Origin of the sequence: Janthinobacterium sp. Mn2066, from assembly GCF_049319705.1 — a bacterium.
In the GTDB taxonomy this organism is placed as follows: domain Bacteria; phylum Pseudomonadota; class Gammaproteobacteria; order Burkholderiales; family Burkholderiaceae_D; genus Janthinobacterium.
In genome coordinates, this window is the sequence record NZ_JBMOUF010000014.1 from 73,461 (window position 1) to 92,061 (window position 18,601).

Sequence of the window (18,601 nt, forward strand, 5' to 3'; positions counted from 1 at the left end):
CTATGCTGTTTCAGTCTGCAGCAGCTGCTCCATTTCTTGCGCCGGCAGCGGCTGGCTGAAGTAAAAGCCCTGGACTTCGTCGCAGCCGTGGCGGCGCAGGTAGTCCAGCTGTTCCGCCGTTTCCACGCCCTCGGCCACCACCCGCAGTTTCAGGTTGTGCGCCAGGGCGATGATGGAGACCACGATGGCCGCATCGTCGGCGTCGCGCGCCACATCGTTGATGAAGCTGCGGTCGATCTTCAGCACGTCGATAGGGAAGGTGCGCAGGTAGGCGAAGCTGGAATAGCCGGTGCCGAAATCGTCGATCGACAGCTGCACCCCCAGCGCCTTCATGTCGTGCAGCTGGCTGACGGCCAGCGCCACGTCGTGCATGAACAGGCTTTCCGTCAATTCCAGCTCCAGGCAGGCGGGCGGCAGCTGCGTTTCGTCCAGCACCGTGGCAATCGACGCCACCAGGTTCGGTTCATTGAACTGGCGCGCCGACAGGTTGACGGCCAGGCGCAGCGGCCCCAGGCCGGCCGCATGCCAGCGCTGCACCTGCGCACACGCCTGGCGCATGACCCAGGCACCGATCGGCACGATCAATCCCGTATCTTCGGCCAGCGCGATGAAGCGGTGCGGCGCCACCATGCCCAGGTCTGGATGGCGCCAGCGCAGCAGCGCTTCCACGCCGACGATGCGGCCGCTGGCCAGGTCCAGCTGCGGCTGGTAATGCAGCACGAACTGGCCCCGCTCCAGCGCATTGCGCAGCGCCGTTTCGATGCGCAACCGCTCCAGGGTGGCCTGGTTCATGGCGGAAGTATAGAACTTGATGTTGTTGCGTCCCTGCTTCTTGGCGCAGTACATGGCGATGTCGGCCTGTTCGATCAGGTTTTGCGTTTCGCCGTTGAGCGTGACGTCGCCGGGGGCATCGTGCTGCGAGCCGTCGTAGACGGCCACGCCGATGCTGCAGGTGACAAAGAACTCCTTGCCATCGAGCAGTACCGGCTGCGCCACCGCATCCATTACGCGCTGCACGATGGCGCCGCTGAGCGCCTCGTCGTCCTGTTCGGACAGGATGGCGACGAATTCATCGCCGGACAGGCGCGCCACGGTGTCGCTGTCGCGCAGGCTCGTTTGCAGCCGCGCGGCGATGGTTTTCAACAGCAGGTCGCCGGCCTTGTGGCCCAGGCTGTCGTTGACGAACTTGAAGCGGTCCAGGTCGATCAGCAGCACCCATAGCGCGCGCCCCTTGCGGCGCGACAGCGCCATCGCCTGCGTCAGGCGGTCGCGCAGCAGGGCGCGGTTGGGCAGTCCGGTCAGCACATCGTGGTGGGCGATATGCTGGATCTGCTGTTCCGCCATTTTGCGCTCCGTGATATCCGAGCCCGTGCCCCGGTAGCCGCAAAACTCGCCCAGCTCATTGAACAGCGGTTCGCCATTGATGCTGAACCAGCGCAGCTGGCCTGCGCGGTCGTGCATCGAGTATTCCAGGTTCGAGAACGGCAGGCGCGCTTCCAGGTTGGCGATATGCTGTTTGCCCCAGCGCGCATTGCGCATCTCGGCATTGTGGTGCCAGCGCGTCATGCCGATGAAGCGTTCCGGCGGCATGTTGGACTTGTCGCTGAAACCGCTGGTGATGTGCGTGAAGCAGAGGTTGACGTCCTGCTCCCAGTACCAGTCCGATGAGAGGGCCAGCAGGCGGCGAAAGCGTTTTTCGCTTTCCTGCAGCGCCCGTTCCGTGTTCTGGCGCGCACGCACGTCCGCGCTGAGCAGCTCATTGCTGCGTTTGAGGTCGGCCGTGCGCTGCTCGACCAGCTTTTGCACGCGGCGCGAGCGCTGCGTCAGCGATTGCACGAAGGCGGCCGTCAGCACGCTGAACAGCAAGCCCGTGATGAGCGCCAGCAGGGAACCCAGGTGGTCTTCCAGGAACGGGCGCGGATGGGCCACCACGCGCACGTGCCAGGGCCGGCCGGCGGACGCGAAGGCGCGGTCGTAATGGCTATGGTAGGCAAAGCGCAGCCAGCGCGGCAGCGTTAGCCAGCTTTTTTCTGCGCTGCCGCCTGCCAGCTGGCCATGCTGGAAGATCAATGCCTGCGGGTCCGCGCTGGCGCTGGCATAGACGCTCACTTCCAGTTGCGGGTCGCTCAGCAGATCGGCGCGCGCGAGGATCTTCCAGACCAGTTCCTTGCCGCGGATGACGGCGGCGGTATCGCCGAGCAGCGCCGCGCGCCGCTGTTCCAGCGTGTAGCGCGGCATGCCAGGCCGGTATACGGGGCGCAGGATGATGAAGCCCTGCTGCGGTCCCTGGGCCAGGGCGAGCAGGCCGGTGGCGGTGGCCTGGCCGCTATGCAGCGATTGCTCCAGGGTGTCCGCCAGCAAGCCGTCCGGACGCACATTCAGGCCGAAGGCGGCGAGATTGCCTTGCATCGGTTCCAGGTAGTCGACCACCAGATAGCTGGCGTGGGTCGTTGCTGGCACCACCTGGTTGTCGCGCATTTCCGTCATGGCGTAGCCGGGCACGATGCGCCGCAAATCGGCTTCAAACGCTGCCCGCTGCGCGTGCGGCACGTAACGGTGAAAGTTGAAGGCCTGGATGTAGGGATGGCGCTGCAGCAGCGGCGCGGTGAAGTGGTGGAATTGTTCGCGCGTGACCGGCACGATGGCGGCAAACAGCTGGTTGGTGGTGGTCAGCACTTCGACCGCATCATCGATGCCGCGTTCAATCACGGCCACGCGTGCGCCGGCCCGCTGTTGCAGGCTCAGGGTCATCTTGTCGTATTCAAGCTGGCTGATGGCGGCAAACAGCACGCCTGTCGCGCACAGGCCGCAGGCCAGGGTCAGCGCAGCCGCGGTGGAAATGGACAATGGCAGGCGGCCACGCAACATGGGTTTTCCTATCTCACTTCAGGGGCAATATCGTGGGGGGACATCGTTCAGCGGCGCCTGCGGAGGGCGCGAAGGCGGTAGTTTGTCATAAACCTTGGTCTCCATGCAGATTTTGCGCCAAGTATATGCAAATATGCAATAAAGAATCGCGGGCTGCCGCCTGCAGGCAGCTCCCGGCGGCAGGCTTGCGCGGCGTTCCGGGCGATGTTTTGTTGCATCAGGAGAAATCTGATAAGCTCCCGTGAGCATAGCCGATTGATAGTCAATTGATACGTAGTTGGTGCCCGCCTGGTGCCCGCCTGATACTGCGCAGTTGATACTCAGTTGATACCCGCTTCATCCTCCGCACAGAGAGGTGGCGGGCTGGCCACCTGCTGCAACGCAGTGCCGTAACAGGCGCCATGGAGACGACATGTTTTTGGATCACCCCATCATTACGGCCACGAATAGTTTTACGGAACCCGACCGCATCGAGCGGCTGACCCGCGTGTATGGTTATGCGGCGGCGCTGGCCGATCAGGCGGGCAATCTGCTGTTCATCGAAAAAGTGGCGCAGATCCACGACCACAAGGGCACCTTGATCGTGTTCTGGCATGAAGCGCCCGGCGAGCTGGAAAAGCAGTATTTCGTGCAGGCCTGGGCCAGCAAGATAGGCGATGGCAGCACCAATGTCGAACACGAAATCTGATGGCGTGCGTGCCTGAACGGCGCTAACATAATCCCCATGGATATCCAGACCCTGGTACTGGCCCTGGCGCTCGGCAACCTGAGCCTGTGTGCGGCGCTGTTCTTTTTCGAGTACGAACGCAAGAAGGCGCTCAGCATTTCTACCTGGGCGGTAGCCAAGCAGTGCCAGGCGGTCGCCTGGTGTTTGCTGTATTTCAGGGGAGTGCTGCCCGATTTCCTGGCCATTTTACTGGCGAACAGTTTGCTGTTTGCCGGCATGGCGCTCGATGCGGGCGCCTTGTGGCAGGCCGCCGGACGTAGTGGCTGGCGCCGCAGCGTGCTGCCGGTGCTGGGTCTGGCCGTGGCGCTGTTTGCGGCCGCCTGCCTGTCCGATGTGGCGCCTGTGCTGCGCAGCGCGGGCGCTTCGCTGATCGTGGCCGGCTTCTTTCTGGCCGGCGTGGCCGCGCTGTGCCTGAAGTGGCGGGAGGCGAGCATGCTGCGCCGCTTCCTGGTTGTCAGCATGGGGTTGCTGTCTTTGCTGGTCGCGGCGCGCGGCCTGCTGTCGGTACTGGCGCCTGGCCTTGACGGGGAATGGGTGCAGCTGGCCGGTTTCGGCGCGCTGTATTTAAGCACCCTTTATCTGATGATGCTGACGAACGCGTTTGGCTATCTGCTGCTGTCGCGTGAAAAACTGGGCCAGGAGCTGGCGCGGCTGGAGGTGCTCGACGTGGCCACCGGCGTGCCGAACCGGCGCGGCTTTTACCAGGCGCTGGCGCCGTGGATGGCGCTGGCGCGCCGGCCCGGCCTGCCGACGGCGCTGGTGGTGTTCAAGATCGATCACTTCAAGCGCGTCAATGACAGTTATGGCCATCCGGTCGGCGACGCCGTGCTTAAGACAGTGGCCGACATCTGCCGCCAGCAATTGCGCGACAGCGACCTGATGGGGCGCCTGGGTGGCGCCGAATTCGCCGTCCAGCTGCCGCGCACCAACCTGGCCGACGCACTGGTGGTGGCCGAGCGTATCCGTGCCGCCGTGGCAGCGCTGCCAGTGAAGACGGAGCGCGCCGTATTGAGCCTGACGGCCAGCCTGGGCGTGACGACCGTGCGCGCCGAGGACAGCACGGTCAGCCTGTTCAAGCGCGCCGATGAAGCGCTGCAGGCGGCAAAGCTGGCTGGCCGCAACCGCGTGATGGAAGCGCAGCCGGCCGGCGCACTGGACATGTGAATCTCCTAACTTTCATTTAAGCTAAGTAAGCTAAGATCGGCTGCAGACGTTTTTCGTACGCACTTCCTCCGTCCACTCTTGTCAGGCTTACCCATGAAAAGTATCAAATCCCTTCCTGTCTGGCCCCTGGCCGCACCGATCGCCGGCTGGCTGTTTTTGCTGGGAGCCGGTCTCGGCTTCGGCGGCGCCTACCAGATATTGCTGGTGATCGGCTTGATCGGCAGCGTGCTGGCCGCCGTGTATCACGCGGAAGTGGTGGCGCACCGTATCGGCGAGCCGTATGGCACCCTGGTGCTGGCGCTGGCCGTGACCCTGATCGAGGTGGCGCTGATCGTCTCGCTGATGCTGGCCGGCGGGCCGGAGACGACGGGCCTGGCGCGCGACACCGTGTTTGCCGCCATCATGATCATCCTGAACGGCATCGTCGGCATCTGCCTGCTGCTGGGCGCCGGCCGCCACAAGGAACAGAGTTTCGGCCTGCTGGGCGTGAGCGCTTCGCTGGCGACCCTGGCGGCGATCGCCATCCTGACCCTGGTGCTGCCCAATTACACCTCGAGCGCGGCTGGCCCGTTCTACAATTCCAGCCAGCTGATCTTCATCGCCGTCATTTCGCTGGTCTTGTACGGTACTTTCGTGCTGGTGCAAACGGTGCGCCACCGTGATTACTTCCTGCCCAAGGAAGCCGTGGGCGACGAAGAAGTGCACGCCGAACCGCCTACGCCGGCCGTCGCCTGGATCAGCGCCGGCGCACTGCTGGTCTGCCTGGGCGCCGTGGTGTTGCTGGCCAAATCGCTGGCGCCTGCGCTGGAAACGGCCATCGCCGCCATCGGGGCGCCAAAAACCCTGGTCGGCATCGTGATCGCCGCCATCGTGCTGCTGCCGGAAGGCCTGGCTGCCGTGCGCGCGGCGCGCGCAAACCGCCTGCAGACAAGCCTGAACCTGGCGCTGGGCTCGGCCCTGGCCAGTATCGGCCTGACAATCCCTGCGGTGGTAGTGGTGTCATTGGCAACTGGCCTGACGATCACGCTGGGCCTGGACATCAAGTCCACCGTATTGCTGCTGCTGTCACTGATGGTGGCTACCCTGTCGCTGGGCACGGGCCGTACCACGGTCATGCAGGGCACCATCCACCTGGTGATTTTTGCCGTGTACCTGTTCACGACCATCGTGCCTTAAGCTTTGTTGTTTGCCCTTGTTTTGTCACCGTCCTGTCATGCTGCTGTCATACGATGGGGGTAGTGTGGTAGCATTTTTAAATCGTTTAAATGATTTATATGGTTTGCATGCCGGTCACTGACTTGCATGCATATCGCAATGGCAATGCACCGACAAGACAAGAGGCTAGAATGTATGCAGCGGTGGACCTGGGGTCCAACAGTTTTCGTTTACACATAGGCAAGCATGATGGCGAGGCGATACGCGTGCTCAAAAGCGTGCGCGATCCGATCCGCCTGGCCGCGGGCCTGGACGCCGAAGGCGACCTGACCGAGGCGGCGATGCAGGGGGCGCTGGCGTGTTTGCGGCGTTTTCGCGCCGTGCTGGCCGATTATGAGCTCGACGCCGTGCGCGTGGTGGCCACTTCGGCCATGCGCGTGGCGCGCAATGGCGCGGTTTTTTTACCCTTGGCCGAAGAGGCCATCGGCTATCCGATCGAAATCATCTCCGGCGAGGAAGAGGCGCGCCTGATCTATATGGGCGTGGCCAACGCCCTGGCGCTTCCCGGCGAACGGCGCCTGGTGATGGACATCGGCGGCGGTTCGACCGAATTGATACTGGGCCGTGGCCAGGATACGGAGCGGGTCGAGTCGTTCAGCCTGGGCACGGTCAAGCAAAGCCTGTCCTTCTTCATCGGCGGACGCATCGACGCGCCATCGTTCGAAGCGGCCATCCTGTCGGCGCGCAGCCATTTCGAGGATGCCGCGCCGCCGTATCGCCCGCAGCACTGGAAGACGGCGTATGGATCGTCGGGCACCATGCGCACGATTGCCGACATCATCGCCCGCAACAAGCTGGGGGATGGCTTGCTGACCGGCCCCAGCCTCGACGCGCTGGCGCGCCGCTTCATCGAAATCGGCCATACCAGCAAGATCGACATGCCCGGCTTGCGCCCGGACCGCGCCAGCACCATCGTCGGCGGCCTGGCCATTTTGATCGGCCTGTTCCGCGAACTGGCGATCCCCGTCATGACGCCGATCGAGGCCGGCTTGCGCATGGGCGTGATGTGGGATCTGTACCTGCGGTCGACCAAGCGCGACCGCCGCGAACAGTCGGTGCAGGGCTGCATGGAGAAATTCCATATCGACCAGCGCCGCGCGGGCAGGGTGGCCGAGCAGGCGCTGGCCATGTATGCGCAGCTCAAGCCGACCTCGGATGCGCTGGTCAAATGCCTGCGCTGGGGCAGCCTGCTGCATGAAGTGGGGCTGGCCGTATCGCAGACGGGTTACCATAAGCATGCGGCGTATATTGTCGAGAATGCGGACTTGCCCGGTTTTACCACGCGTGAGCAGAAAACCATGAGCCGCTTGATCCTGGCGCAGAAGGGCAATCTGCGCAAGATCGGCGAGGTGCTGGCCGACCCTGACTTTGCCAAGGCCGTGCTGGCGCTGCGCCTGTCGATTTTGCTGATGCATGCGCGTATCGAGGCGGATTTCAGCGAACTGCGCTTGCGCATGAAGAGCCGCATCGAGCTCGATATCAAGCGCAGCTGGGTGGCGCACCACCCGACGGTGTCATTCTGGATCGAGAAGGAGCAGGAGTTTTGGGATGAAGTGGGCGTCGATTTCACCATCCGCGCCAGCGCATAGGGCCTAGCGGATGGTGTAACAATTCATGTTTTGCAAGCAGATTTTCAAAAAACAGTATATATTGTTTATATTCTTTAAATTGGAAAAACCATGACTAAAACTGTGCCAGTGAAAAAAGCCGCCGTCAAGCCTGCATCGAGCCCTACGGCCGCTCCTGCGTCGGCGCCCGTCTCGATCTTCCCAACCAGCGCGTCGATCAACGCGGCCAAGCCGGCTGCTGCCAAACCGGCCGCCAAAGCCACCGTTGCCAAGGCTGCCGTGAAACCTGTTGCCAAGGCCGCGGCCAAACCTGTGGCCAAACCTGCGGCCAAACCTGTGGCCAAACCTGCGGCCAAACCTGCCGCCAAGGCGGTCGCCAAAGTAGCCGCAAAACCAGCTGCCAAGGTGGTTGCAAAACCGGCCGCAAAAGCAGTCGCTGCCAAGCCTGCTGCGAAAGCCGCCGTCAAGCCGGCAGCCAAGCCAGTCGCCAAGGTTGCAGCCAAGCCGGCTGCCAAACCAGTCGCCAAGCCGGTCGCCGCCGCCAAGGAAAAAGCCCGCAAGCCGAAACTGGTGCGCGACAGCTTCACCATGCCGGAAGCCGAGTATGAGGTTCTGGGCCAGGTCAAGAAGGCTTGCCTGAAGGCTGGCTTCGAGATCAAGAAAAGCGAATTGCTGCGTATCGGCGTGGCGCTGATCAGTCAGATCGACCTGGCGACCCTGCAAAACGTGCTGGCCGGTCTGCCGCAACTGAAAACGGGCCGTCCGAAGAAGGATTGATGTCCGGGGCAGGGAGGCTGCGCGCCTCCCGCCACGTTTTTCCGATTCTGGTTTACCATGGGGCTTGTGATAGCTCCCATTGTGCCTGCCATGTCTGAAGAAGCAGAAACCGAACGCGCCGGCTTCGTCGAGCGCAGCATCGTCCGCCATCGCGGCGGCGCGGCCTCCCTTGTCTCGATTCCCGCCATTGACCACGTGGCCGAGGAAATCCCCGTCGCCCTGGTATTCAACGGTATCTCGCACGCCGTCATGATGGCCACGCCGCGCGACCTGGAAGCGTTTGCCCATGGTTTCGCGCTGACGGAGGGCATCGTGCCATCGGCCGCCGCCATTTTCGACTGCGAAGTGTTGTTGCGTCCCGACTCCGCCGAAGTGGCGATGACGATTGCGCAAGAGGATTTCGTGCGCCTGAAAGACCGTCGCCGCGCGCTGACGGGCCGTAGCGGCTGCGGCGTGTGCGGCATCGACAGCCTGGAAATGCTGGACTTGCAGCCAACGCCCATGCCGCCATCCCCGATCCAGGTCGATCTGCCGGCCGCGCTGGCGCATGCCTCCAGCGGCTTGCGCGCACACCAGGCGCTGATGCAGGCCACCGGCGGCGTGCATGCAGCCGCCTGGTGCGCGCCCGATGGCGCGATCCTGTACGCTTTCGAGGATATCGGCCGCCATAACGGGCTCGATAAACTGATCGGCCACCTGGCATTGAACGGTATCGACATGCGGCGCGGTTTCGTGTTCCTGTCCAGCCGTGGCAGTTATGAACTGGCGCGCAAGGCTGCGCGCATGCAGATTCCCCTCTTGGCGACGATTTCCGCCCCCAGTTCGCTGGCGATCAGCATCGCCCAGCAAGCCGGCATGAAGCTGGTGGGCTTTTGCCGCCAGGACGCCTTTGTCGACTACACGCCCGATATCACACTCTAGGCTGCACTTCTCTCCAATAGTACCGGCACCGATTTCGAAGTCGGCGTGCCCGCGCCATCGGCCGTGCTGGCCAAGGGCACCAGCGCATTCGTCTCCGGGTAATAGGCGCCCAGGCAGCCGCGCGGGATGTCGTAGGCGACCAGTAAAAAATCGTCAGCACGGCGCGCCACGCCATCATCCCAGGCGCCGATCAAGTCCACTTTCGCGCCATCCTCCAGTCCCAGCATATCGATGTCCGCCTGGTTGGCGAACACCACGCGGCGCGTGCCGTACACGCCCCGGTAGCGGTCGTCCATGCCATAGATGGTGGTGTTGTACTGGTCGTGCGAGCGGGTCGACATCAGCACCATCAGGCGTTGGCCATGCTGTTTCCTGGCGCGGTGCAGCGGCGTGTCGAGCGCGATCGGCGCGACCATGAAGCTGGCTTTGCCGCTGGCGGTTTTCCACTCGCGCTCGCGCGAAGCGACGCGCAAGTGAAAGCCGCCCGGCCTGGATACCCTGGCGTTGTAATCGTAGAAATCGTCAAACACTTTTTCGATGTCGTCGCGGATGCGGGCATAGTCGGCCGCATAGGCCGCCCAGTCGACCAGGGTTGAGCCCACGGTGGCTGCCGCCATGCCGGCCACGATGGCGATCTCGGACCGCAGATGCGGCGAGGCGGGTGCATTGCGGCCGAACGAGATATGCACCATGCTCATGGAGTCTTCCACGGTCACGCCCTGCGGCACGCCGTGCTGCAGATCGATTTCCGTGCGCCCCAGCGTCGGCAGCAGCAGCGCTTGCTTGCCGATTACCAGGTGGCTGCGATTGAGTTTGGTGGCGATCTGCACCGTCAGCTCGCACTTGCGCAGGGCCGCATAGGTGAGCGGCGTATCGGGCGTGGCGGCGGCGAAGTTGCCGCCCAGGGCGATAAATACCTTGACCTCGCCGCGCTGCATCGCCTCGATAGTCGCCACCACGTCGTGGCCGTGTTCGCGCGGCGGGGTAAAGCCATACACCTGGCCCAGGCGGTCGAGGAAGGCGGCGGTTGGCTGCTCTTCGATGCCCATGGTGCGGTCGCCCTGCACATTAGAGTGGCCGCGCACGGGGCACAGGCCGGCGCCGGGCTTGCCGATCTGGCCGCGCAACATCATCAGGTTCGACAGCATGCGGATGGCGGCCACGCTCTGTTTGTGCTGCGTCAAACCCATGCCCCAGGTGGCGATGATGCGCTGGCCGGCGATGAAGATCGTGCTCAGGGCTTCGATCTGCTCGCGGACCACGCCCGATTCGGCCACCAGCAAGTCCCAGCTTTCGGCGCGCAGGTCGGCGCAAAAAGCCTCGAAGCCGCTGCAATGCTCTCGCACGAAAGCGTGGTCGATGATGCCTCCGGTGTCGTCGTCACGTTCCACTACGCGCTTGGCGACGGCCTTGATCAGGGCCAGGTCGCCTCCCAGGGTCGGCTGCACGAACAGGCCGGCGATGCGCGTGCTGCCCAATGTCGCCATTTCCAGCGCGCTTTGCGGGTCCATGAAGCGTTGCAAGCCCCGTTCGCGCAGGGGATTGACGGAAACGATGGTGCCGCCGCGGCGTGCGCATTCACGCAATTCTCCCAGCATGCGCGTGTGGTTGGTGGCCGGGTTCTGGCCGAAGATGATGATGGTGTCGGCCAGCGCGAAATCGTCCAGGGTGACCGTGCCCTTGCCGATGCCGACCGTGGCCGGCAAGCCCCGGCTGGTCGCTTCATGGCACATGTTCGAGCAGTCGGGAAAATTGTTGGTGCCATACAGGCGGGCCATCAGCTGGTACAGGAAGGCCGCTTCATTGCTGGCGCGGCCCGAGGTGTAAAAGGCCGCCTGGTTGGGATCAGGCAGCGCGCGCAGATGGCGGCCCACCATGGCGTAGGCGTCTTCCCAGGCTATTGGCACATAGCGGTCGCTGGCGGCGTCGTAGACCATCGGCTCGGTCAGGCGGCCGTATTGTTCGAGCGCATAGTCCGATTGCGCCATCAGTTGCGCCACGGTCTGGCTGGCGAACAGCGCGGGGCCGGCGCGGCGGCTGGTCGCTTCGGCGGCCACCGCCTTGGCGCCGTTTTCGCAAAAGGCAAAGGTGGATTGATGGTTGCTGTCGGGCCAGGCGCAGCCGGGGCAATCGAAGCCGTCGGGCTGGTTTTGCGACAGCAGCGCCTTCAGCTTGGCGGGCGCCACCCTTTCCTGGTGCAGGGTGATGGCCACCTGTTTCAGGGCGCCCCAGCCGGCGGCAGGCCTGGTATAGGGCTTGATGTGGGGGCTGTCTTTTTCATCCATTGGCGTGCCTGCCTGTCTCAAAAAGGAGGGAGTGTGGTGATTATGCCTGATCAGCTCGCTGCTTTGAGATAGGTCATGGAAATGACATTGCGCTGTCATTTTCCTGACATATTAGACAAGTACGCTGGAGCCGTCTTGATCATAAAGGATGAAACCATGCAAAACATTATCGCGTCAAACGAAGCCAAGGCCCGGCCAGTTCAACTGGTGCTGAGCGTGGCCAGTACGGCAAAGGAATTGCGCGAAGTGCAGCGTCTGCGTTACAAGGTGTTTATTGAAAGCATGGGCCTGACGTCGCTGGCCAATGCCGATGGTCTCGACAGCGATGAGTTCGACGCCCATTGCGATCATCTGATCGTGCGCGACGCCGACACCTTGAAAGTGGTGGGTACTTACCGCGTGCTGAGCGCGGCCAAGTCCGCCAAGATCGGCCGCTTGTACTCGGAAAATGAATTTGACTTGAGCCGCCTCAACAATCTGCGCGGCCGCATGGTCGAAGCGGGACGTGCCTGCATCCATCCCAAGTACCGGGGCGGCAGCGTGATCATGCTGCTGTGGTCCGGCCTGGCCGAATACATGCGCCGCGAACGCTGCGATTATCTGGTGGGCTGCGCCAGCATCAGCCTGGCCGATGGCGGCCATAATGCGGTCGCCGTGTACCAGGCGCTGGCGGAAAAACACCTGGCGCCGTCGGAGTACCGCGTCACGCCGCACCTGCCATTTCCGATTCACCAGGTGGAAGCGGCGCACAAGCCGCAAGTGCCGCCGCTGATCAAGGGGTATCTGCGTTCGGGCGCCTGGATTTGCGGCGAACCGGCCTGGGATCCTGATTTTGAAAGCGCGGACATGTTCATGATGATGCCGCTGGCGAATCTGGACGAGCGCTATGCGCGCCATTATGGCGTGAAGACGGACTGATAGTTGAGTGACTGGGCTGCGGCCGTGCTGTTGGCGGCTGCGTCTGGCTGTCTGGAGAAAATGCAGCGCTGGAAGGGTGCGCGAGAAACGGACAGCATGTTTTGGGCTGGGCTTCTTCGGCAGGGTGTTCGTGCGTTTTATGCTGGACGAACTGCGCGAATGGTAGGGCAAAAGTTCATGGCGCCGGGGACCTGGGTGCCTGGCAGGGCAAGGCTACACTACGGTAAGACGTGTTAATGGACTGGGGTGGCCGATAATTCCTTCAGGTCACGGATGGCGATTTCCGACTTTTCATGCATGCGCAATAAAATCGTCGCACCGACCGATAATTTGCCGTGCCGTATCTTGCTGATGATGGGCGGCTGTACTTCCAGTACGCGGCACAGTTCAGCGTCATTTTTCAGGTTCAGCTTTTCGATCAGGGTATCGAGCAGCTTGTTGGGCACAAAACTCGATGGCTCGAGCGCGCGGGCCCGGTTCATCGCTTCGATCAATTCCAGTTTTTTTTGCCGGACGTTCATTTACTTCTCCTTTCGGTTAGCAAGGGTCAGGACCATGGCTGGTCCCGGCGAGTGTTCGTCACTGCAGGACGGCTATCTGCGCATGACGTCGTACAACATTGGCGGTACAGCGTACAACATTGATAACCAGGCAAGTGATTTACATAATACTACGATAACAAATAGTGTGACACATGGTTATTAAAATTAACTGAATGTCGCGATGGTTTCCTTGAAATTTGTTGCATTCTGTAAGCCGCTTTTCGTCAAGATCATGGTCCGGTCGGCCATTTCTGCGGCAGCCAGCGAATGCGTCACCATGATGGCGCAGCTGCCATTGGCCTTGATTTCAGCGCGCAGCAATTGCAGGATGCTGTGCGCGGTATCCGGGTCCAGGTTGCCGGTGGGTTCGTCGGCCAGCACCAGGGCGGGCTTGTGCACCAGTGCGCGGGCAATTGCCACGCGCTGCATTTCGCCGCCCGATAATTGCTGTGGAAAATCACCGCCGCGGCCTTTCAATCCGACCGCTTCGAGCATGCTGACGGCGCGTTCCTGCGGCAAGCCATTGAGCAGCAGCGGCAAGGCCACGTTTTGCAGCAGGGTCAGGTGCGGCAAGACATGGAAAGCCTGGAAGATAAAGCCCATGCGCGAGCGCCGCAACCGGGTGGCGGACGCGTCGTCCAGGCTGGACATGGCGATGCCGTCGACCAGGATAGGCTGCGCTTCGCCTGCGTCGGGCGTGTCGAGGCCCGCAATCAAATTGAGCAGGGTCGATTTGCCGACGCCGGAATCGCCCATGATGGCAATAAACTCGCCTGCCTCGAAGCGGCACGAGAGATTGGCCAGCACGGGACGCGCGTTGGCATAAGACTTGGACAGATGGCGCAATTCAAGCATGGTGTGTTTATCTATGTGTAAGGGCAGGCACGCGGGGGAGAGGGGGGCCTGGAGTGCAATGGCGCGCGGATTGTTTGGCCGGCAATGTGTAGTATACGACAGGCTTATGCTTTTTGCTTGGCAATACCAATTTAACGTGCGCGGCCAGCCGGCGCGCAATTGTCACCGCCTTTAAGTGAACTGCCGTACAGCTGGGTTTTGCAGATTCCGCTATGATGGAAAAATCGTAGCGACGAGTTTTTTCCTTCGTTTGCCCATGCAAGTCTTCACCATGATGCGAGTCCATGACCATGCCACCTACGCAGCTTCAGCAGCATCAGCAGCCGTCCAGTCCTCGCCACGGCATCCGTTCCAGTGACATTCCGGCAACTGGCGGCAAGGCCAGTGCGACTCCCTCCACGATAGCCGAGGTCGCAAAAGGCTTGCTGGCGCCGCAGGCCTGGACCTCGCCCAAGTACCTGTACGACGCACTCGGTTCCAAGCTGTTCGAAGCCATCTGCGGCCTCGATGAGTATTATCCGACGCGTACGGAGGCAGCCATCTTTGCCCGCCACGGCGCCGATATCGCCCATGCCGTGGGGCCGGGCAGCACCCTGATCGACCTGGGCGCGGGCAATTGCGCCAAGGCTGCCAGCCTGTTCCCGCTGCTGCATCCGGCGCAATACGTGGCCGTCGATATTTCTTATGATTTCCTCAGTGAATCGTTGGCGAGCTTGCGCCAGCGTTTCCCGCATATCGAGATGACGGGCCTGGGTCTGGATTTTTCCAGCAGCCTGGCCCTGCCGGCCAGCGTGCGCGATGCACAGCGCCTGTTCTTTTATCCCGGTTCCTCGATCGGCAATTTCGCGCCGGAGCAGGCCATCGCGTTCCTGCGACGCTTGCGCGCCAATTCCGACAGCGATGGCGGCTTGCTGATCGGCGTGGACCTGATCAAGGATAGCGCCGTGCTCGACGCGGCCTACGATGATGCGCTGGGCGTCACTGCCGCCTTCAATCTGAACCTGTTGCGTCACCTGAATCTGTTGCTCGGTGCGGACTTTGATGTGCGCCAGTGGCGCCATCACGGCTTTTTCAATGCCGACGAGGGGCGAGTGGAAATGCACCTGGAAGCGCGCAGCGAGCAAGTGGTGCATTGGCAGGGCGGCCAGCGGCGCTTTGCACAAGGGGAACGCATCCACACGGAAGACAGTTATAAATATACGCGGGCCGGCTTCGTGGGCCTGCTGGAGCAAGCCGGTTATCGCACGGCGCGTATCTGGATGGATGAGCAGCAGTGGTTTGCCGTCATCCACGCACGCGCCATGCCGGATTAATGTCAAAATTTACATAAAAATGATCTTGAGCGACCATTTCAAGCAAGTCCGCCAGCATTCATTGCGGCTGGCCGAGCCGCTGTCCGAGGAAGATTGCGGCGCCCAGTCGATGCCGGACGCCAGTCCCGTCAAATGGCATCTGGCGCATACCACCTGGTTTTTCGAAACCTTTATCCTGGAAGCGCTGGAACCGGACTTTACGCCATTCCATCCCGCTTTTCGGGTACTGTTCAACTCCTATTACAACGGCGTCGGCGACAAGCATCCGCGCGCGCAGCGAGGCTTGCTGACGCGCCCTGACCTGGCGCAGGTGCGTGCTTACCGCCACGATGTCGATGCCCGCATCGTCCGCCTACTGGCCAGCGAGTTGCCGCGCAGCGAGCGTGAACGCTTGAGCATGCTGCTGGTGCTGGGCCTGGAGCATGAGCAGCAGCACCAGGAATTGCTGTTGACTGACGTCAAGCATCTGCTGGCGCAGAGTCCCTTGTTTCCTGTATATCTTGAGACTGTTGCGGTGGCGCAGCCTGGCAGCGTGGCAAGCGAATGGCTTGCCTTCGAAGGCGGCCTGACGGACATCGGCCATACAGGCGACGGCTTTTGCTTCGACAATGAATTGCCGCGCCACCGGCAATATGTGGCGCCGTTCGAGCTCGCGTCCTGCCTGGTGACGAATGGCGATTACCTGGACTTTATCGAAGCGGGCGGCTACCGCACGGCCAGCCTGTGGTTGTCCGAAGGCTGGGACTGGGTGCGCAACCAGCATCTGACGTGCCCGCTGTACTGGCAGCAGGGGGAAGATGGCCGCTGGCTTGAATTTACCTTGCATGGCTTGCAGCCGCTTGATCTGCGGCAACCGGCCACCCATTTGTCGCTGTTCGAAGCGGACGCCTACGCCCACTGGGCCGGTGCCCGTTTGCCGACGGAAGCGGAGTGGGAATTGGCTGCACACGATGTGGCCGTGCAAACAGGATCGCTGCACCCGGCCGTGGCTGGATCGGTTGATGGATTGCAGCAAATGTTTGGCCATTGCTGGCAATGGACCAGCAGCAGCTATGCGCCGTATCCCGGTTATCGCCCGGCAGCTGGCGCCCTCGGCGAATACAACGGCAAATTCATGCTGAACCAGTATGTGCTGCGCGGTTCTTCCTGCGCCACGCCGGCCGGCCATGCACGGGCCAGCTACCGCAACTTTTTCCCTGCCGGCGCGCGCTGGCAGTTTGCAGGCATCAGACTGGCTCGCTGAGCACACCTTCATAAACCTACTGCGCAGCCCACTCTCGGGTATCCGTTGCTCGCCATACCGAATGTATGGCTCCGCTATTCAACCCGATATTGGGCTTGCTCGCTACGGGTTCTGAAGGCGCGGTGACATTGCCATATAGCCACAAAGAAAAAGGGCAGCCGTGTGGCTGCCCTTTGATGATGACGGTACTGTTATTTTCAGGCTGTCACAGCCGCCTTGCCAGCCGTTTCCACTTCCGTCTGCTTGATGCGGCGGTTCACGGCCGACAGCACGGCCTTGAACGAAGCGGTGACGATATTGCTGTCGATGCCGGCGCCGAACAGGGTAGGGCCGTTGTCCAGGCGCAATTCCACATAGCAGGCGGCCTGCGCATTGGCGCCGGAGCCGATCGAGTGCTCATGGTAATCCATCAGCTTGATGTCGAGGCCCAGCGCGTTGACGAAAGCATCGATCGGGCCATTGCCGCCGCCTTGCAGGGCCAGCGGCGCCTGGCGATGGTGCAGGCTGATATCGATTTGTACCGATTCTTCATTGTTGCTGTCTTCCACCATGCGGTGCGCCGCGTAGGCGTAGGGCGTGGTTTGTTCCAGGTATTCGCGCTGGAAGATGTCATGGATATCCTGGGCGGCGATTTCACGGCCCGTAGCGTCCGCCACCGCTTGCACGGCGCGCGAAAACTCGATCTGCAGGCGGCGCGGCAAGACCAGGCCATATTCCTGTTCCAGCAAGTAAGACATGCCGCCCTTGCCGGACTGGCTGTTGACGCGGATCACGGCGTCGTAGCTGCGGCCCAGGTCGGCCGGATCGATCGGCAGGTACGGAATTTCCCAGATGGTGTCCGGTTGCTGCTTGGCAAAACCTTTTTTGATCGCATCCTGGTGCGAACCGGAAAACGCCGTGAACACCAGGTCGCCCGCATACGGGTGGCGTGGATGGACGGGCAACTGGTTGCATTCTTCCACGCACTTGCGCACGGTATCGATGTCGGAGAAATCGAGGCCCGGATGCACGCCTTGCGTGTACAGGTTCATTGCCAGGGTGACCAGGTCGACGTTGCCGGTGCGCTCGCCATTGCCGAACAAACAGCCTTCCACGCGGTCTGCGCCGGCCATCACGGCCAGTTCAGCCGAGGCAACAGCCGTGCCGCGGTCGTTATGCGGGTGCACGCTGATGATGATGGAATCGCGGCGCGCCAGCTTGCGCGACATCCATTCGATCTGGTCCGCATACACGTTCGGCGTGCTGCATTCCACGGTCGATGGCAGGTTGATGATCATCTTGTTGGCCGGAGTCGGCTTCCAGATGGCGCTGACGGCATCGCAGATATGCTTGGAGAAATCGAGTTCGGTGGTCGAGAACGATTCCGGCGTGTATTCAAAACCCCATTCCGTTTCCGGGTGCTGCGCCACCAGTTGTTTGACCAGGGTGGTACCGGTGGTGGCGATTTGCGTGATTTCTTCGCGCGACATGCCAAACACCACCTTGCGGAACACGGGCGCCACCGAGTTGTACAGGTGGACGATGGCGCGCTTGGCGCCGACCACCGATTCCACCGTGCGGCGGATCAGCTCTTCACGCGATTGCGTCAGCACGATGATGGTGACGTCGTCCGGGATGCGGTTTTCATCGACCAGCTTGCGCACGAAATCGAAGTCCGTTTGCGATGCTGATGGGAAACCCACTTCGATTTCCTTCAGGCCGATGGCGATCAGCATCTCGAAGAAACGCAGCTTCTTTTCCGCGCTCATCGGCTCGATCAGGGACTGATTGCCGTCGCGCAAGTCGGTGCTCATCCAGATAGGCGGTTTGCTGATGATCTGGTTAGGCCATTGACGGTCGGTCAATTTAACTGGCGGAAAGGCGCGGTATTTGGAAGCTGGGTTTTGCAACATCATGATCGGGTACTCCTGAAAATAGGGGAAATCAATGGTTGTGGCGCAAGCTTGCCGGGCGGCCACGAGACACTAGGCCAGGCAAGCGATCGGTAGTGTTAGCAGGCACAGCAGGGCAGCGGCGCCAGATGGGGCGTTCGCGTCGGACATTGCGTGTGGTGCGGGGATTGGTGCAAACATCATCAAACCTTCCAGGGTTTTTAAAACACGCCGGCGTGTGGCCAGGCGCAGCAAAGCGGCAAACTTAAGCGCGTGCTAGTAGTAGTCGCGATAGCGACAGCAGGGAAGGAGATGGAAGTTTGAAGGAGGACAT

Annotated in this window: 14 protein-coding genes; 9 read left to right on the forward strand and 5 right to left on the reverse strand. The window is 61.9% G+C overall.

The window, feature by feature from the left end; all coding sequences use genetic code 11:
* Complete coding sequence (locus ACL9RI_RS23940) at nt 1–2,868, reverse strand: bifunctional diguanylate cyclase/phosphodiesterase (RefSeq protein WP_422728981.1); 2,868 nt, start codon at nt 2,866–2,868, stop codon at nt 1–3.
* Between the two features lie 412 nt (nt 2,869–3,280).
* On the opposite strand from ACL9RI_RS23940, the gene ACL9RI_RS23945 reads away from it, so the two are divergent.
* The 6 genes from ACL9RI_RS23945 to fdhD all read left to right on the forward strand — a co-directional run bounded on the left by ACL9RI_RS23945 (nt 3,281) and on the right by fdhD (nt 9,240).
* Nucleotides 3,281–3,556: a hypothetical protein gene (locus ACL9RI_RS23945; protein WP_422728982.1), complete on the forward strand. Its 276-nt coding sequence runs from the start codon at nt 3,281–3,283 to the stop codon at nt 3,554–3,556.
* Nucleotides 3,557–3,592: 36 nt separating this feature from the next.
* A complete protein-coding gene (locus ACL9RI_RS23950; protein ID WP_422728983.1) occupies nt 3,593–4,759 on the forward strand; it encodes a GGDEF domain-containing protein in 1,167 nt (388 codons plus the stop codon).
* 93 nt (nt 4,760–4,852) lie between these two features.
* Nucleotides 4,853–5,935 (forward strand): calcium:proton antiporter, encoded by a 1,083-nt coding sequence (locus ACL9RI_RS23955; protein WP_422728984.1) that lies wholly within the window; start codon nt 4,853–4,855, stop codon nt 5,933–5,935.
* Nucleotides 5,936–6,105: 170 nt separating this feature from the next.
* Nucleotides 6,106–7,563 (forward strand): Ppx/GppA family phosphatase, encoded by a 1,458-nt coding sequence (locus tag ACL9RI_RS23960; RefSeq protein WP_422728985.1) that lies wholly within the window; start codon nt 6,106–6,108, stop codon nt 7,561–7,563.
* 90 nt (nt 7,564–7,653) lie between these two features.
* Entirely contained in the window at nt 7,654–8,319 is a 666-nt protein-coding gene (locus ACL9RI_RS23965; protein WP_422728986.1) for a hypothetical protein, read from the forward strand.
* Between the two features lie 90 nt (nt 8,320–8,409).
* Complete coding sequence (fdhD, locus tag ACL9RI_RS23970; protein ID WP_422728987.1) at nt 8,410–9,240, forward strand: formate dehydrogenase accessory sulfurtransferase FdhD; 831 nt, start codon at nt 8,410–8,412, stop codon at nt 9,238–9,240.
* Here fdhD and ACL9RI_RS23975 read toward each other — a convergent pair.
* Nucleotides 9,237–11,525, reverse strand: coding sequence for an FdhF/YdeP family oxidoreductase (locus ACL9RI_RS23975; RefSeq protein WP_422728988.1), 2,289 nt, complete (start codon nt 11,523–11,525; stop codon nt 9,237–9,239). The genes fdhD and ACL9RI_RS23975 overlap by 4 nt on opposite strands.
* 156 nt (nt 11,526–11,681) lie before the next feature.
* Here ACL9RI_RS23975 and ACL9RI_RS23980 point away from each other — a divergent pair, with 156 nt between their 5' ends.
* On the forward strand, nt 11,682–12,443 hold the full coding sequence (locus ACL9RI_RS23980) for a GNAT family N-acetyltransferase (RefSeq protein WP_422728989.1): 762 nt from the start codon (nt 11,682–11,684) through the stop codon (nt 12,441–12,443).
* Nucleotides 12,444–12,676: 233 nt separating this feature from the next.
* On the opposite strand, the gene ACL9RI_RS23985 is transcribed toward ACL9RI_RS23980, so the two are convergent.
* Entirely contained in the window at nt 12,677–12,964 is a 288-nt protein-coding gene (locus ACL9RI_RS23985; RefSeq protein ID WP_183676301.1) for a hypothetical protein, read from the reverse strand.
* Between the two features lie 186 nt (nt 12,965–13,150).
* Nucleotides 13,151–13,840, reverse strand: a complete 690-nt coding sequence (locus ACL9RI_RS23990) for an ABC transporter ATP-binding protein (protein ID WP_422728990.1) — start codon at nt 13,838–13,840, stop codon at nt 13,151–13,153.
* Between the two features lie 284 nt (nt 13,841–14,124).
* On the opposite strand from ACL9RI_RS23990, the gene egtD reads away from it, so the two are divergent.
* Nucleotides 14,125–15,153: an L-histidine N(alpha)-methyltransferase gene (gene egtD / locus ACL9RI_RS23995; protein WP_422728991.1), complete on the forward strand. Its 1,029-nt coding sequence runs from the start codon at nt 14,125–14,127 to the stop codon at nt 15,151–15,153.
* Between the two features lie 19 nt (nt 15,154–15,172).
* A complete protein-coding gene (gene egtB / locus ACL9RI_RS24000) occupies nt 15,173–16,396 on the forward strand; it encodes an ergothioneine biosynthesis protein EgtB (protein ID WP_422728992.1) in 1,224 nt (407 codons plus the stop codon).
* 197 nt (nt 16,397–16,593) lie between these two features.
* On the opposite strand, the gene leuA is transcribed toward egtB, so the two are convergent.
* The gene (gene leuA, locus ACL9RI_RS24005; RefSeq protein WP_422728993.1) at nt 16,594–18,291 is read right to left on the reverse strand and encodes a 2-isopropylmalate synthase; all 1,698 of its coding nucleotides are present in this window, start codon (nt 18,289–18,291) and stop codon (nt 16,594–16,596) included.
* Between the last annotated feature and the right edge of the window lie 310 nt (nt 18,292–18,601).

Bases quoted from the DNA above. Each gene is read 5' to 3' on its own strand.
- ACL9RI_RS23940 (WP_422728981.1), bottom strand. From the start codon at position 2,868: ATGTTGCGTGGCCGCCTGCCATTGTCCATTTCCACCGCGGCTGCGCTG.
- ACL9RI_RS23945 (WP_422728982.1), top strand. From the start codon at position 3,281: ATGTTTTTGGATCACCCCATCATTACGGCCACGAATAGTTTTACGGAA.
- ACL9RI_RS23950 (WP_422728983.1), top strand. From the start codon at position 3,593: ATGGATATCCAGACCCTGGTACTGGCCCTGGCGCTCGGCAACCTGAGC.
- ACL9RI_RS23955 (WP_422728984.1), top strand. From the start codon at position 4,853: ATGAAAAGTATCAAATCCCTTCCTGTCTGGCCCCTGGCCGCACCGATC.
- ACL9RI_RS23960 (WP_422728985.1), top strand. From the start codon at position 6,106: ATGTATGCAGCGGTGGACCTGGGGTCCAACAGTTTTCGTTTACACATA.
- ACL9RI_RS23965 (WP_422728986.1), top strand. From the start codon at position 7,654: ATGACTAAAACTGTGCCAGTGAAAAAAGCCGCCGTCAAGCCTGCATCG.
- fdhD (WP_422728987.1), top strand. From the start codon at position 8,410: ATGTCTGAAGAAGCAGAAACCGAACGCGCCGGCTTCGTCGAGCGCAGC.
- ACL9RI_RS23975 (WP_422728988.1), bottom strand. From the start codon at position 11,525: ATGGATGAAAAAGACAGCCCCCACATCAAGCCCTATACCAGGCCTGCC.
- ACL9RI_RS23980 (WP_422728989.1), top strand. From the start codon at position 11,682: ATGCAAAACATTATCGCGTCAAACGAAGCCAAGGCCCGGCCAGTTCAA.
- ACL9RI_RS23985 (WP_183676301.1), bottom strand. From the start codon at position 12,964: ATGAACGTCCGGCAAAAAAAACTGGAATTGATCGAAGCGATGAACCGG.
- ACL9RI_RS23990 (WP_422728990.1), bottom strand. From the start codon at position 13,840: ATGCTTGAATTGCGCCATCTGTCCAAGTCTTATGCCAACGCGCGTCCC.
- egtD (WP_422728991.1), top strand. From the start codon at position 14,125: ATGACCATGCCACCTACGCAGCTTCAGCAGCATCAGCAGCCGTCCAGT.
- egtB (WP_422728992.1), top strand. From the start codon at position 15,173: ATGATCTTGAGCGACCATTTCAAGCAAGTCCGCCAGCATTCATTGCGG.
- leuA (WP_422728993.1), bottom strand. From the start codon at position 18,291: ATGATGTTGCAAAACCCAGCTTCCAAATACCGCGCCTTTCCGCCAGTT.